Source organism: Melittangium boletus DSM 14713, assembly GCF_002305855.1.
Taxonomy (GTDB): domain Bacteria; phylum Myxococcota; class Myxococcia; order Myxococcales; family Myxococcaceae; genus Cystobacter; species Cystobacter boletus.
In genome coordinates this window covers 5,674,460-5,689,821 of sequence record NZ_CP022163.1, presented here as the reverse complement: position 1 = coordinate 5,689,821, position 15,362 = coordinate 5,674,460, and the positions used below count along the sequence as shown (strand labels likewise).

General features: G+C 71.4%; 6 protein-coding genes. 4 read left to right on the top strand and 2 right to left on the bottom strand.

All coding sequences use genetic code 11. The annotated features are described in order from the left end of the window. Nucleotides 1-305: 305 nt before the first annotated feature. The 4 genes from MEBOL_RS23865 (at nucleotide 306) to MEBOL_RS23850 (ending at nucleotide 12,672) form a co-directional block, all read left to right on the top strand. Nucleotides 306-6,206, top strand: a complete 5,901-nt coding sequence (locus MEBOL_RS23865; RefSeq protein WP_095979614.1) for a type I polyketide synthase — start codon at nucleotides 306-308, stop codon at nucleotides 6,204-6,206. Between the two features lie 73 nt (nucleotides 6,207-6,279). Further along, nucleotides 6,280-6,606: a hotdog family protein gene (locus tag MEBOL_RS41955; RefSeq protein WP_095979613.1), complete on the top strand. Its 327-nt coding sequence runs from the start codon at nucleotides 6,280-6,282 to the stop codon at nucleotides 6,604-6,606. Further along, entirely contained in the window at nucleotides 6,603-11,996 is a 5,394-nt protein-coding gene (locus MEBOL_RS23855; protein WP_095979612.1) for an SDR family NAD(P)-dependent oxidoreductase, read from the top strand. The genes MEBOL_RS41955 and MEBOL_RS23855 overlap by 4 nt, the downstream gene beginning before the upstream one ends. Beyond that, the gene (locus MEBOL_RS23850; protein ID WP_157775415.1) at nucleotides 11,983-12,672 is read left to right on the top strand and encodes a 4'-phosphopantetheinyl transferase family protein; all 690 of its coding nucleotides are present in this window, start codon (nucleotides 11,983-11,985) and stop codon (nucleotides 12,670-12,672) included. Before MEBOL_RS23855 ends, MEBOL_RS23850 begins: the two co-directional genes overlap by 14 nt. Here MEBOL_RS23850 and MEBOL_RS23845 read toward each other — a convergent pair. Then, a complete protein-coding gene (locus MEBOL_RS23845; protein ID WP_157775413.1) occupies nucleotides 12,669-14,489 on the bottom strand; it encodes a methyl-accepting chemotaxis protein in 1,821 nt (606 codons plus the stop codon). The genes MEBOL_RS23850 and MEBOL_RS23845 overlap by 4 nt on opposite strands. Before the next feature lie 107 nt (nucleotides 14,490-14,596). Continuing rightward, complete coding sequence (locus MEBOL_RS23840; RefSeq protein ID WP_095979609.1) at nucleotides 14,597-15,340, bottom strand: SDR family NAD(P)-dependent oxidoreductase; 744 nt, start codon at nucleotides 15,338-15,340, stop codon at nucleotides 14,597-14,599. Nucleotides 15,341-15,362: the final 22 nt, after the last annotated feature.

The following is a 15,362-nucleotide window of genomic DNA, read 5'->3' as shown; positions in this document are numbered from 1 at the left end:
TCCCCTGGACCGCTCTCCCCTTCCCGCCTTCCAGGCAAGAGACCAACCGAGCGGCCTGACGCGGTGCGGGAGCATGGGGAGGACAGGAGAAGAGGAATGTTCCCTCCCAGGTGTCTCACGCGGAGTGAGAAGATTTGCTCGCGCCGCGCACGGGCTCGACATGCCGCTACAGATGGGAACAGGTCGCGGCTCGCTTCCTCGGCCCCCTGCTTCCCATCCCACCCTCCATGTTAGGCTCGGGGCTCCTGACCGAGGGCCCCATCCCGCAGTGACTCCAGCGGGGCCCGGCTGGAGAGAGAGCCCCTATGGATGCCATCGCCGTGGTGGGACTGGGCTGTGTCCTGCCAAACGCACTCCGCGTTTCCGACTTCTGGACCCGCATCTGCGCGGGACACCTGTCACTCGCGCCAGTGCCCCCCCGCGCGTGGGACCACTCCCTCTACTTCCATCCGGACCGCACGGTGCCGGACCGCGCCTACGCGGAGCTGGGCGGCTTCGTCACCGACTTCGTCTTCGACTGGCGCAAGTACAAGGTGCCGCCCGCGGACACGCAGAAGGTCAACCCGATGCAGTGGATGCTCCTCGACGCGGGCGTCCAGGCGCTCTCCGAGGTGCGCGTGCTGCCCCGGGACACCACCGGCATCATCGTGGGCGCCACCAGTCTGGGAAACCAGCGCGACAGCGGGATGCACATCCGGCTCGAGGACATGCTGGACGCGGTGCGCACCACCGACGCGTTCCGCGCCCTGCCCCTGAACCGGCAACAGGAAGTGCTGGACACCACCGCCCAGCGCCTGCGCGCGCGCCTCAAGGAGTGCAGCGACGACAACGTCCTGGGCTCCTCGGCCAGCGTGGCCGTCGGGCGCATCAACATGCAGTTCGATCTCAAGGGCGCGCACTACACGGTGGACGCGGGCTACTCCTCGTCCCTGGCGGCCCTGGATCTGGCGGTGCGCGGACTGCGGGACGGGGAGTTCGACCTGGCGGTGGCTGGCGGCGTGAGCGAGATGCTGTCGCCGCTGGAGTTCATCGCCTTCTCCAAGCTCGGCGGCATGTCCAGCAAGGGGCACGTACGGCCCTTCTCCGACGAGGCGGACGGCACGCTCCTGGGCGAGGGCGTGGCGCTCCTCGCCCTCAAGCGGCTGGAGGACGCGCAGCGCGATGGCGAGACCATCTACGCGGTGCTGCGCGGCGTGGGCGGCTCGTCCGACGGGCGGGGCAAGTCGCTCGTGTCGCCCCGGCGCGAGGGCCAGGCGCTGGCCATGCGCCGCGCGCTCGATGACGCCGGGGTGGATCCCACCGGCGTGCAGTACGTGGAGTGCCATGCCACGGGCACCCAGGTGGGAGACGCCAGCGAGGTGCAGGCCCTGGCGAGCGTCTACGCCACCGCGGAGGGCAACTCCATCGCGCTCGGCTCGGTGAAGGCCAACATCGGCCACCTGCGCGCGGGCGCCGGGGCGGCGGGCCTGCTCAAGGCCGTGCTCGCCCTGCACCACGGCCAGATTCCGCCCCAACCGGGCGTGGAGCGCGTCAACCCGCGGCTGGAGCTGGAGCGCACGCCCTTCTTCGTGCCGCGCAAGGCGCAGCCCTTCCGTCCGGGCCCCACGCCCCTCGCGGCCGTGAGCTCCTTCAGCTTCGGCGGCAACAACTACCACGCGGTGCTGGAGGCGTGGCGCCCGAGCCCCTCCCGCCCGAGCGCGCCGCGCCGGCGTCCCAACGAGCCCCTGGCCATCATCGGCATGGGCGGCATGTTCCCGGACGCCCCGGACGTGGAATCGCTCTGGAAGCGGCTGCTCGAGGGACACGACGCCACGCGCGAGGTGCCCGCCGAGCGGTGGAAGACCGAGCGCTACGTGCACCCGGATCGCCCGGAGCGCTCGTACACGAAGCTCGGCTGCTGGCTGGAGAAGGTGCCCGCCCCCACGCTGGAGATGCGGATTCCCCCCGCGGCCTGGGCGTCGTTGGATCCCTCGCACGTGGTGACGCTCATCAGCGCCGAGCAGGCCCTCAAGGACGCGGGCTTCACGCCGGACAAGTGGGATCGGGACCGGGTGGCCATCTCGCTCGGCTTCCTGCCCAACCAGGGCATCAAGTTCCTCACCGACGCGCGCGTGCGCTGGGCCGAGTTCGCCCAGGAGCTGCGCGAGACGATGGAGAAGTCCGGCCTGCCCGAGTCCACGTGGGCCCCGCTGCTGCGCACCGCGGAGGCGCGCTACAAGGAGGGCCTGCCGCCCATCAGCGAGGACACCCTCACCGGCTACCTGGGCTGCCTCAACGCCGGCCGCATCGCGGCGCTGTACGACTTCCACGGGCCGCACCTGATGACGGACGCGGCGTGCGCCAGCTCGCTCTCCGCGCTCCACGCCGCCTGGAAGCTGTTGCAGCACCGCGAGGCGGATGTGGTGCTCACCGGCGGCGTGTGGTGCGACATGTCGCCCGAGTTCTACGTGGCCGGCTGCCGCTTCAACGCCCTGTCGGCCCGGGGCAGCTCGCCCTTCTCCCAGAACGCGGACGGCTTCGTGCCGGGCGAGGGCGCGGGCATCCTCGTGCTCAAGCGGCTCTCGGACGCCGAGCGCGATGGAGATCGCATCCACGCCGTCATCCGCTCCGTGGCGGGCTCCAGTGACGGCCAGGGCCGCTCGGTGCTGCCGCCGAGCGAGATGGGCGAGACGCTCGCCATGCGCCGGGCCCTGGCCGCCGCGAACGTGCCGCCGCCGAGCGTGGACTACGTGGAGTGCCACGGCACGGGCACCGCGCTCGGCGACGTGGTGGAGACGAAGTCCATCCACAACGTCTATGGCGGTGAGGGCCGTGCCCACTCCCTGCTCATCGGCTCGGTGAAGTCCAACATCGGCCACCTCAACGCGGCGGCGGGCGTGGCCGGGATGATCAAGGTCACCCGCGCCCTGCGCGAGCACCGCCTGCCCCACTCGCTCAAGAGCGAGCCGCGCAACCCCAAGGTTCCCCAGGGCATCGAGGTGGTGACCACGCCCCGCGAGTGGCCCGCCCCCGCGGACGGTGGCCCCCGCCGCGCGGGCGTGAATTCCTTCGGTGTGGGCGGCGCCAACTTCCACACCCTCCTGGAGGAATACCGCGCCCCGGCCGCGAAGCCGCCCCGCGAGGACGAGAAGGACAAGACGAAGCCGAGGGAGCCGGCCGACGCGGAGCCCCGGTTGCTCGCCATCGCGGGAGCGGACGCCCGGGCCTGCCTGGAGCGGTTGGACCAGATGTGCGAGCAGACGGGCGCGCTGGAGGACACGCGCCAGACGCCCGAGGGGCCCTACCGCGTGGCCCTCACGGCGCGCACCCGCGAGGAGCTGCGCAAGAAGCGCGACTTCCTGCGCAAGGCGCTCGAGACGGGTGGGGACCTGGAGTTCCTCCAGCAGTCCGGCATCTTCGCGGCGGGCCCGGACGCGCCCCTGCGCGGCGCTCCGGTGGCCATCACCTTCCCGGGCCAGGGCGGCCAGTACGCCAACATGCTGCGGCCGCTCGCGCGCGCCTACCCGGTGGTGGCCGCCACGCTCGAGGAGGCGGACCGCGTCTACCTGCCCCTCACCGGACGCACGCTCACCAGCAGCTTCTTCACCGAGGACGAGAAGGGCTACAAGCAGAACGACGAGGACATCCACGCGGCCGTCCTGCTCGTCAACGTGGCGCTCTACCGCCTGCTGCGCGCCCACGGCATCCGCGCGGAGGTGCTCGTCGGCCAGAGCGCGGGCGAGCTCGCGGCGCTGGTGGCCTCGGGCAGCCTGACGCTGGAGGAGGGCCTGCGCGCCATCCTCGGGCGCACGCGGGCCGTGCTGGGGCTGCCTCCCGGCAAGTCCGGACAGATGCTGGCGCTCACGTGCTCCTCCGAGCTGGTGCCCGAGCTGCTCTCGGGCCTGCCCGGCTACGCCACGCTGGCCGCGGACAACGGGCCCCGCGCCTGCATCGTGTCCGCGGATCGCGAGGCGATGGTCCGGCTCCAGGAGCGCTGCGCCGCGAAGGCCATCGATTGCACGGTGCTCGCCGTCTCCCACGGCTACCACTCGGCGCTCATCGCGGAGGCCCGGCCCCTCTATGAGAACGTGCTGCGGGGCGTGACGTTCCGCGCTCCCTCCGCGTGCATCGTGTCCACCATCGACGGCGCGGACTACGACGGGCGGCCCCTCGCGGACTACCCCACGTTCCTCGGCAGCCAGCTCGTCGAGCCCGTGCGGCTGCGGCACGCGCTCGGCGAGGCGCACCGCCGGGGCGCGCGCATCTTCATCGAAGCGGGACCCAAGTGGTCCCTCACCCAATTCACCCGCGAGACACTCAAGGGCCGAACCCATGGTGCCGTCGCGTCGATTCACCCCAAGGTAGGTGACATGGAACAGTTCAAACGCATGGTGGGATACACCTTCGTCAACGGTGTGGGGCAGATCTCCGCGGACAGCGCGAGCGGCGAGGCCGGCGTCGAGCAGGTGCTGCTCGGCATGCCCCTGGAGGGTTTGCTCGAGCCCGCCACCGCCTTGAAGATCGCCCTGGCCCTGGGCCGGGAGTTCGGCGTGGACGCCTCGGGCGCGCGGCCGGAGAACCTGCGCACGTTCGATGCCATCGTCTCCCTGGTGGAGCAGCTGCGCACGGGCCTGGCCGCGAGCGGTGAGGCGCCCCGGCAGGCCGCCCCCGCCGCCAGCGTGCCTCCGCCGCCTCCGCCCCCCCAGGCCCAGCCCGTCACGACGGTGCAGAAGTCCATCACGCTGGAGGCCGAGGTGCGGCGCGTGCTGATGGACACTGTGGTGGCCAAGACGGGCTACCCGGAGGACATGCTGGAGCTGGACCTCGACTTGGAGGCCGACCTCGGCATCGACACCGTCAAGCAGGTGGACATCTTCGCGCGCACCCGCGAGGCCTTCGCCGTGCAGCGGGATCCCAACCGCGCCCTGCGCGAGTTCAACACCCTGCGCAAGGTCATCGAGCACATCGTCGAGCGCGTCCTCGCCACCCAGGGCTCCTCCGCCCCGGCCCCGGCGCCAGCCCCGGCGCCCGTCTCGGCCCGGCCCCGCCGCCTCCCCCGCCCCCGCTCCAGCCCCCGTGACCATGACGCCGGTGTTCCCCACCGCGCCCATGGCCTCCGGCAGCTTCCCGGCGGTGCCCGCGGGACTCGCCCTGTCGCTCAACCTCTTCGAGCAGGTGCGCGACCTGATGCTGCTCAACGTGGTGGCCAAGACGGGCTACCCGGAGGACATGCTGGAGCTGGACCTCGACCTGGAGGCCGACCTCGGCATCGACACCGTCAAGCAGGTGGACATCTTCGCGCGCACCCGCGAGGCCTTCGGCGCGACGTGCGACCCCGCCCGCTCCCTGCGCGAGTTCAACACCCTGCGCAAGGCCATCGACCACATCGTCGAGCGCGCGCGGATGGCGAAGGGCAACCCCGCCCCGAGCCCCGCCAAGGCCTCCGCGCCCCCGCCCGCGTCCCTTCCCCAGGAGGCGCCCCGGCGCGTGGAGGCCGGAGGACAGCGCTCGGTGCGCGACGCGCTCCTGGCCCTGGACTTGCGGCAGGTGGGCGCCCGGAGCGAGGAGCTGAGCCGGCTGGGCCAGGCGGTGGCGTCACGGCTGGGAGCCCCCTCTCCCGACATGGGCCAGGTGCGCACGTTGGGCGAGCTCGTCCAGCACCTGCGCAAGGACCGATAGGACGTGCAACCCGACACCTCGCAATATCCCCTGGTGGAGGACATCTCCGAGGTCTTCCGCGGCGAGAACGCGGTGGCCAAACGCGAGGTGCGCCTGCCCCCGGAGCTGGACACGGAGGGCCGCCCCCTGTCCGCGTCCCTGGAGCTGGAGTTCCTGGCCGAGGTGGGCGCGCTCGTGTACCCGGACCGGGTGCTCGTGGGGATGAGGGACGTGCACTGGTTCCTGCGCGCCGCGGAGTGCACTCCCGCGGCGCGGCTGGTGGGACGTGCGCGCCGCGAGAGCGAGGGCGAGGTGTCCGTCTTCCTGTCGATGGAGCCGGTCACCGCCGGCGCGGCTCCCGAGGAGAGTGGCGAGGAGCCCATTCCCGTCTGCCGCGCCACGCTCCAATTCAAACAGGCCTATGGGCCCGCGCCATGGCCCCAGCACCAGCAGCTCGCGCCCCGGGCGGACCCTCCCCAGAATGGACGGCAGCTCTACGCCTCCGCGGGAGGCCTGGGCGAGCGCGTCCCCGAGTCACTCCAGGTCGTCACCTGGGCCCGGCTGTATGAGCTGGGCCGCATCCAGGGCGGTCTCGTCCACCCGCGCGCGCTCGCCCGGGTCCTGCCCTCCAGCCGCATCCAGGTGGCGCCCGCCGCGCTCGAGGGCGCGCTGCACCTGACCAAGTGGCTCTGGTACGCCTTCGCGGGCGAGGGCGCTCGCGAGATGGCCCTCTCCGAGGCCACCTGGTACCGCATGCCCCGGCGCGACGAGCGGCTGCTGTGCGACGCGCGCTTGTGTGGCGCGGGCAACGGTCTGGCCTCCTTCGACGCGCAACTCCTCGGCCAGGACGGCATCCCCGTCCTCGAGCTGCGGGGCATCGGCATGGCGTCCTTGCCCCTGGACGAGGCCACGCGCGCCCCGCCCCGCGTCACCTGGCAGTCCTTCGTCAAGCACCTCTCCCCGCGATGACCTCCTCCACGAACATCCCCCTGGCCATCATCGGACTCGGCTGCCGCCTGCCCGGCGCCGACACGCCCGCGCGCTTCATGAACCAATCCCTGGAGGGCATGCGCGCCCTGACGCGAGCGCCCGAGGAGTGGAGCGCCGGGCTCCCCATGCGCCATCCGCTCCTGGGTGGCTTCGTTCCCGAGGAGGGCAAGGACTGGAAGCAGTTCCGGCTGCCGCCCACCCACGTGGAGAAGATGCACCGCATGGAGCGGCTGCTGCACCTCACGCTGCTCCAGGCCACCCAGGACGCGGGCTACGGCCCGGACAAGAGTCCGGGGGCCCGGTGCGCCATCTACCTGGGCTCCACCGGCCTGGGCGTGGACGTGAAGATCGACCAAGCCCTGCGCCTGCGCACCCCCGAGTTCAGCGAGCACCTGGCCGCCATCTTCCAGGGCCGCCCCGACGGGCCCCAGCTGTTGGAGGCCGTCGCGCGGTACGTGGATCAACACGCCCCGCCCATCATCACCGAGACGGTGCCCATGACGGCCACCATGGTGGCCAACCGCCTGTCCTCGCTGCTGGACACGCGGGGCGGACACCTGGCGGTCGACGCGGGCACGGCCTCGTCCATGGCGGCGCTGCGCATGGCGTCGCTGTCGCTGCAGCTCGGCCAGTGTGACGTGGCGGTGGTGGGCGCGGTGGCCCCGCTGCTCAGCCCCTCGTCCTTCGGATTGCTGGCGGCGCGGGGCTGGCTCGCCCAGGAGGAGCTGCTCGCGCTGGATGGACGCGCCGCGGGCACCCTGCCGGGCGAGGGCGCCGTGGCGCTCGTGCTGAGCCGGTTGGATGACGCGCTCGCGGACAAGCAGCGCATCTACGCCGTCCTCCACGGGGTCTCCTCGGAGGTGAACCTCAAGCAGGGCCTGTCGCGCATGTCGCGCATGGTGGACCGGGCCGCGCGCGCCTGCCTGGAGCTGGGCGAGGTGGAGCCGGAGCAGGTGCGGCACCTGGAGTTGCAGGCCTGCGGCGTGCCGGGGCTGGAGGAGCAGGAGTTGCTGGGCCTCAAGGCCGCGTTCTGCGCGACCCGCTCCGAGCCCCTGACGGTGTCCACCGCGGCCCCCCAGGTCGGCTTCCTGCAGGCGGCCAGCGGCCTGGTGTCGGTGATGCGCGCGGCGCTGTCCCTGCACGCGGGCGTGTGCGCGCCCGTGGCCGGACTCACCACGCCCCGCCATGGAGAGGACGGGAGGCTGCACTTCCTCACCCGTCCGGAGAAGCTGCCCCCGCGCGCCTGCGTGGGCGTCAGCTCCCTGGGGTGGAGCAACATGGCCTGGCACGCGCTGCTCGGGCCCGCGCCCACGCGCGAGGCCTGGACGGACATCCGCCCCATCCGCCCGCCCGCCCAGAAGTTCGCCATCGTCGGCATGGGGGCGCTCGCCCCGGGAGCGCCGGACGCCCCGGCGCTCTGGAACAACACGCTCTCCAAGGCGGACGCCATTGGAGACCTGCCGCCCTCGCGCTTCGATGTCTCGCGCACCCTGGGCGCGCTCATCAAGAACCAGGACGTGGTGCCCCGGCTGGCCGGCACCGTGGACATTCCTCCCGCCGAGCCCCGCTGGCTCAAGCTGCCGCCCACCCAGGCCGCGGCGTTGGATCCCGCCGTCCCCCTCTTCGTCAAGGCGGCGGAGGAGGCGCTCACCCAGGCGGGCCATGAGCCCGGCCGCTGGGACGGCAACCGCGTGCAGGTGGTGGTGGGCCAGCTCCCCGTGCGCGCCAAGGAATTCGAGGTCGAGGTGCGCTTCGTCTGCGAGCGCTACCTGAGACTCGCGGCGGAGGCCCTGCGCGGCCAGGGGCTCACCGACGCCCAGACGGCCCCGCTGCTCGACGCCGTCCGCCAGCGGGTGCTCGGCACCGTTCCTCCGCTGGATGAGAACACCTCCCAGTACTACTCGGGGCTCGCGGGCGCGATCCGGCTGGCCGCCCTGCACGACTTCAGCGGCGGCGTGATGACGACGGACGCCGCGTGCGCCAGCTCCCCGGCGGCGGTTCACGCCGGCATGCTCGCGCTGGCCAACCATGATGCCGACGTCGTGGTGGCCGGCGGCGTGGCCTTCAACCTGGTGCCCGAGTACGCCGCCGCCCTGGCCGTGCTCGGCATCCTCTCGCCCCGGGGCACCTTCCCCTTCGATGATCGCGCGGACGGCTTCGTGCCCGCCGAGGGCGCGGGCGCGGTGGTCATCAAGCGGCTGGAGGACGCGGAGGCCCAGAAGGACCGCATCATCGCCGTCATCTCCGGCATCGGCTTCTCCAGCGACGGGCGGGGCACCACCCTGTTCACGCCCAACCCCCGGGGCCAGGCACGCGCGGTGGAGCGCGCGTTGGAGGACGCGAAGATCCACCCGGACCAGGTGGGACTGCTCGAGGCGCACGGCACGGGCACGCGCATGGGGGACACCACGGAGGCGGCCGCCTATGGCGAGGCCTTCCAGAGCCGGGGCCGCGACAACCCGGTGCCCATGGGCACGCTCAAGTCGCAGATCGGCCACACCTCGTCGGCCTCCGGCATCCTGGCGCTCATCAAGACCGCCTACGCGGTGAGCGAGGCCATCCTGCCGCCCATGAACGGCGGCGAGTTCCCCAAGGCGGAGATTCCCTTCGACAAGCTGCCCATCGCCCTGTCGCTGGAGGGCCGCCCCTGGCCCGCGCCGCGCGAGGGCCGCCGCTACGCCGGAGTGAGCTCGTTCGGCATTGGCGGCACGAACTACCACCTCCTCCTGGAGGAGCACGACAACAGCCATCGGCGGACCCAGGCGGCCCCCTCGGCCGCGCCCACCACGACGCGCTATCCCCTGCCCAGCCGCGGACTCACGGCCCAGCGCTGGCGCGTGGACCTGGTGCCCCTGTCGCTCTCCGCGGAGAAGCGCTACCCGCTGGCGGGCAAGAAGCTGCTGCTCGTGGGAGATGAACCCGGCCTGGTCGCCGCCTTCAGCCGCCTGCTCATGGGCAAGGGCGTGCGCGTGGGCTCGGTGCCATTGACGGGCATCACCGACGCGCTGGAGGTGGAGCGGCGGGTGCGTCTGGCCAGCGAGGAGCTGGGCGGCGCGGACGGCGTCATCGACCTGGGCGCCTTCGGTCCCGCCGAGTACTTCCTCACGCTGGGCAGCAGCCGCTTCGCGCGCCGGATGGCGGAGACCACCGCGCGCTGGCATGGCACCGGACGCGCCCTGTACACGCGCATGGGGGAGCGGACGGATCGCACCGCCTGCTATGTGGCCGTCACCAGCATGGGCGGGGACTTCGGCTTCCTGGGCGATGGCGGCAACGTGATGGGGGGCTCGCTCGCGGGCTTCCTCAAGGGGCTCAAGCAGGAGCTGCCCGGGCTGGTGGCCAAGACGATCGACTTCGAGCCGCGCGCCTCGCACTGGGTGGTGGCGGAGACGGTGGCGCGCGAGCTGGAGGAGGGCAGCGACCGCACGGAGGTGGGCTACATGGCCGGCCGCCGCTTCGTGGTGGGCCTGCGCCGCGCGGACTTCCCCCCGGAGGACAGCCAGGAGGCCCGTCAGCTCGATCCCAGCTGGGTGCTGCTCTTCTCGGGAGGCGGACGCGGCGCGGTGTTCGAGGTGGCCAAGGCGATGGCCCGGCTGGGTCCGAAGGTGATCGTCACCGGACGCACGCCCGCGCCCACGGGGGACGAGCCCTACCTGTCGATGGACGACGAGGACTTCGACACCTACCGCAAGGAGGAGCTGCGGCGGCGCAAGAAGGAGGAGCCGGGGCTCACCATGGTGCGCTTCAACGAGTCCTTCGAGGTCTGCGTGCGGGCGCGCGAGCTGTGGCGCAACCTCCAGGAGGTGTACGCGCAAGGGCTGCCCATCGAGTACGAGCTGTGCGACGTGCGCAACGCCGCGGACGTGCGCGCCATGGTGGACCGGGTGCGCGAGTACCACGGCCACATCGACGGCGTCGTGCATGGCGCCATGGTGGAGGCCTCCAAGAGCCTTCCCGACAAGACGACGGGCGTCGTGTCCGCCACCATGGAAGTGAAGGTGCTCGGCCTCCTCAACCTGCTGGAGGCCACGCGGCGCGACGACCTGAAGTTGATGATGTGCTTCGGCTCCGGCGCGGGCCGCTTCGGCAACAAGGGCCAGGCGGACTACAGCGCCGCCAACGACTTGATGAGCAAGTGCGCCATGGCGTACGCGCACCGGGCCCGGCCCCACACGCGCTGCGTCACCATCGACTGGACGGCCTGGGAGAGCGTGGGCGCCGCGGCGCGCAACCGCGAGGTGGTGCAGGGCACCGGCGTCTCCTTCATCAGCCCGGCCGAGGGCTCCTACTGGTTCATCAACGAGCTGTTGCTCGGCCACACCGAGCGCGAGGTGGCCATCTTCGAGGAACGGCTCTTCCGCGAGTGGCCCTTCCTGGGTGCCAGCGCGGACGGCCCCGACGCGCGCACCGTCTATGACGACCGGGGCTTTTTGCTCGTGCCCTCGGACTACCCGATGCTCGACTGCGTGGAGGATCATGACCGCAAGGGGCTGATCGCCACGCGCACGTTCGATCTCTCGACGGATCCGTTCGTGCTCCAGCACCAGTTGGACTCCATCCCCATCATGCCCGGCACCTTTGGCTTCGAGATGCTGGCCGAGGTGGCGGCCCTCTTCCGGCCGGACCTGGCGGTGCTGCGCGCGGAGAACCTGCGCATCGAAACGCCGCTCAAGTTCTTCAAGGGCCCGACGATGGGCACGCGCACCAAGGGCAAGCCCGTGCACGTCACCCTCACCGCCCAGCTCCTCAAACAGGAGGGCGACGAGGTCACGCTCTACGTCGAATCCTCGAGCGATCTGGCCCTCGGCGGGCGCTCCGAGCAGACCCAGCGCCGCATCCACCAGCAGGGCATCTTCGTGCTCGGGCCTCCGCCCCCGCTGGAGCTGAGCGAGGGCAAGCTGCCCGAGGCCCTGCCCGGCTCGCGCGCGCGCTCCATCTTCCACCTGGCCAAGGAGCCGCTGTACCTGGGTCCGCTCTTCTGCCGCGCCGAGTGGGTCTACGTGGGCGAGACCGAAGTGGAGGGCATCATCCGCGCGCCCCGGCAGCGCGACATCTTCACCCACGTGGCGCGGCCCCACTTCCAGTTGGATCCGCTCCTGCTCGACGCCGCCTTCCAGGTGGCGGCCAACTGGGACGGCCACCACAACAACCTGGTGTCGGTGCCCATGGGCGTGGACTACCTGGAGCGAGGGCGTCCCCGGAGCATCGGGGAGTCGGGACACGTCCGGGCGCGGATGACGCGCGCGGAGGGAGACGACGTCCTCTATGACTTCGAGGTGCACGGCGAGGACGGCGCGCTGCTGCTCGGAGGCACGGGACTGTGGTTCCGGCGGTTGCGCCGGGGAGAGCGCCGGAGTGCGGAGGGCTGAGCGGCTGTGGCTCCCCGGTGGGCGGGAGGTGGTGCTCGGCTGGGCGGACGTGGGCACCGGGGACGCCGCCACCCTGTCTCCGCTGGAGCGCGAGGGGCTCGCGCGCTGCCGGACGGACAAACGGCGGCGGGAGTTCGTGGCGGGCCGTGTCGCCGCGCACCGGGCCCTGGCGCTGCTCGAGCCTGGAGCCGCCGCGGAGGTCCGAACACGCGAGGACACGCCGGACGCGGGACGGCCCTTCCTCGCGCCCGAGCGGGGACTCGCGCTCTCGCTGTCCCATTCCGGAGGACTCGCGGTGGCGGCGCTCGCGCGCGGGGAGCCGCTGGGCGTGGACCTGGAGCAACCCGTGGAGGCGAGCGAGGCCTTCCTGGAGGAGGCCTTCGCGCCGGGCGAGCACGAGGGCTACGCCGCCGTGTGCGCGGGGAGGATGGAGGCGACGACCGCCGCCTGGGCCCTGAAGGAAGCGGTGCTCAAGGTGTGGGGCGTGGGCCTGCGCGCGCCCCTGCGGCGAGTGGCGGTACGGCCGGTGTTGCTCGACGCCCGGGGGCACGAACTGGCCCTGCGGCTGACGATTGAAACGGGAGAACTCCCGTCAGGCCTGGGAGCGCCGCCGCGGCACCTGACGGCGCTCCTGGAGTCGGATGACGCCGGACAGGTGCTGGCGCTCGCGGGTTAGGACGCCTTGGGCTTGGGCAGTGGCGGGGGCACGATGGCCCGCTGTCCTCCCTCCGCGTTCCAGTCCTGCTCCCAGACGGCGGACGACACCCGCGAGGCCACGTGGCGCATCTGTTCGGCCGCTTCGTCGCTCGTGCGCAGGCTGGCCATCGTCTGATCCATCACCTCGGTCAGCGAATTCACCGCCTGGAAGATCTGGCCGATGCCCTGGTTCTGCTGGGTGACGGCGGCGGAGATCTGCCGCACCGAGTTCACGTTGTCGCGCACGATGCTGGACAGCTGCCGGATGTTGTCGCCGAAGGCCCTCAGCTGCTTCGCGCTGTCGAGCACCCGGCTGGAACCACTCTCGGACCGGTCCGCCGTGGCGCGGATGGCGGAGCTCAGGTCCTGGAGGATGTTCTGCACGTTGTGGGTGGCCTTGATGGACTGGTCCGCGAGGCTGCGGATTTCGCGGGCCACCACGGCGAAGCCCTTGCCATGCTCGCCCGAGCGCACCGCCTCGATGGCGGCGTTGAGCGCCAGCATGGTGGAGCGGTCCGCCAGACTCTTCACCGTGGTGGTGATGTTCGCGATCTGCTTGGCCTGTTCATCCAGGGAGCGGATGCTCTGGGCCATCTGCGCCACCTCCCGCTGGATGCCCTGCATGTCCGTGAGGCTCTGCTCGAGCGCCGCCTCTCCGGCGCGGCCGATCGAGTCCGCGCGCTCGGCCTGCCGCAGCACTTCCTCGGCCTTCTGCGCGGCCACCAGGGAGGTCTGCTTGATTTCCTGCGCCGTGACCTGGGTCTCCTGGAGCGCCGCCGCCTGGATGGACAGGGACTCCGTCTGCTCCTGGTGGGTGGTGTTGAGCCGCCCGGCGGACCCACCCAGCATCATCGCCGACTCCTGCAGGGACGCGGAGAAGGTGCGCAGCCGCTCGAACGCGGAGGCGGTGGCGATGGACAGGTCTCCCACCTCGTCCGTGGACACCCACTCCGGCAGGGCGGGCTTGCGCGAGGCGATGGACTCGATGGACTTCTGCACCGCGATCGTCCCCTGGCTCTGGTGGCGCGCGATCTCCCAGGCGCACCACGCCGCCGCGCCGATGAGGAACCCGCCCACCGCGACGACGGGCAGCACCATGTCGCTCAGGATGACGCCCACGCGCTCGCGCAGCATCCCCACCAGGGCGGGCGCCACCTTCTCCACCTCCAGGAACAGCGCGCCAAAGCCGGTGCCGCTCTTCTTGAGGATGATGATGCCCGTCACCGTCAACGCGGAGAAGACGAGGAGCGCGAAGCAGTAGGGCAGGTACCAGTGCTGCTTGGGCCACAGGATGCCCTGGCCCTGGAGCCGCAGGTGGGGGTGCTTGTGGAACTCCTCCAGGGCGTAGGGCCGCAGCAGCCGCTCGAGCCGCAACGCCAGCCGGATGCCCACCACCATCGCCAGCAGCACGAAGCAGGTCACCGCCTGCGGGATGATCACCGGATCGAGCCCGTAGACCAACGTGGGCCAGCCCGCCCAGATGGTGCAGGACACCGCGTAGCTCACGAGCACGCCGTATTCGATCTTCCGGGGGGCCTTGAGGATGCGCGCCAGCCGATCCCCGGGCTTGTCCCTCGGCCGATGCTCGAGCGCCCCCTTCATGACGGAGTAGACCAACACCACCGGAATGAAGATTCCGAAGATGGGGCTGTTGAACGCGACGTTGATGAGGGACACGTGCACCGCCTGCTCCGCCGGCAGTCCCATGACCAACGACAACATGTAGACCACCGGCAGCAGCGCGGTCAGCATCGACAGCTGCTGCTCCAGGAAGCCCTTCAGGACCAGTCGCTTCAACTCACCTTGGATCATCGAATCCGATTCTAGCGGGTCTGCACCCTGGGTGTCCTTTTCCTCCTGGCTTGAATGCTCGCTCCGTTGCTCCCTGGAGGGGCCAGGGCCCCTCACCGCATCAAATACCCCCCATTGACACCGAGCGTCTGACCCGTCACCCACCGGGCGTCATCGGATGCGAGGAACGAGACCACCCCCCCGACGTCCTCCGGGCGGCCAATCTTCCCGATCAACGTCTGGGCGGCGATCTGCTGGCGCATCTTCATGGGCACCTCGGCCCCCATGTCCGTGGCCACCTGGCCGACGATGAGCGCGTTGACGGAGATGTCGCGAGGGGCCAGCTCGGTGGCGGCGGTGCGCGTGAGGGACTCGACGGCCGCCTTCGTGGCCGCGTACATGCCGCCGCCCGCGAAGCCCTTGTGCACGCCAATGGACGAGAAGTTGATGACGCGCCCGCCCGTCGTCATGTGCCGTCCCGCCAGACGACACCCCACCAACACGCCCCAGATGTTGACGTCCACCAGTTGCTGGAACAGCCCCCGGTCAATCTGGTCGAGCGGCGCGGAGCCGAAGGCGGCCGCGTTGTTGACCAGGATGTCCAGGCGGCCATGGCGCTCCAGGGTCGTCGTGAAGAGCGCCTGCATCTGAGACTCGTCGGCCACGTCCGCGCACACGGCGAGTGCATCTCCTCCGGCCGCCTGGATGGAGGCCACCACCGCCGCCGCGGCATCCGCGTTGCGCACGTAGTTCACCACGACCTTGGCGCCGTCGGACGCCAGACGCCGCGCGACGGCGGCACCGATTCCTCGCGAGGCCCCCGTGATGATGGCCACTTTCTGTTCGAGCTTGCCCATGTACGCCGAATCCTCCACTGGC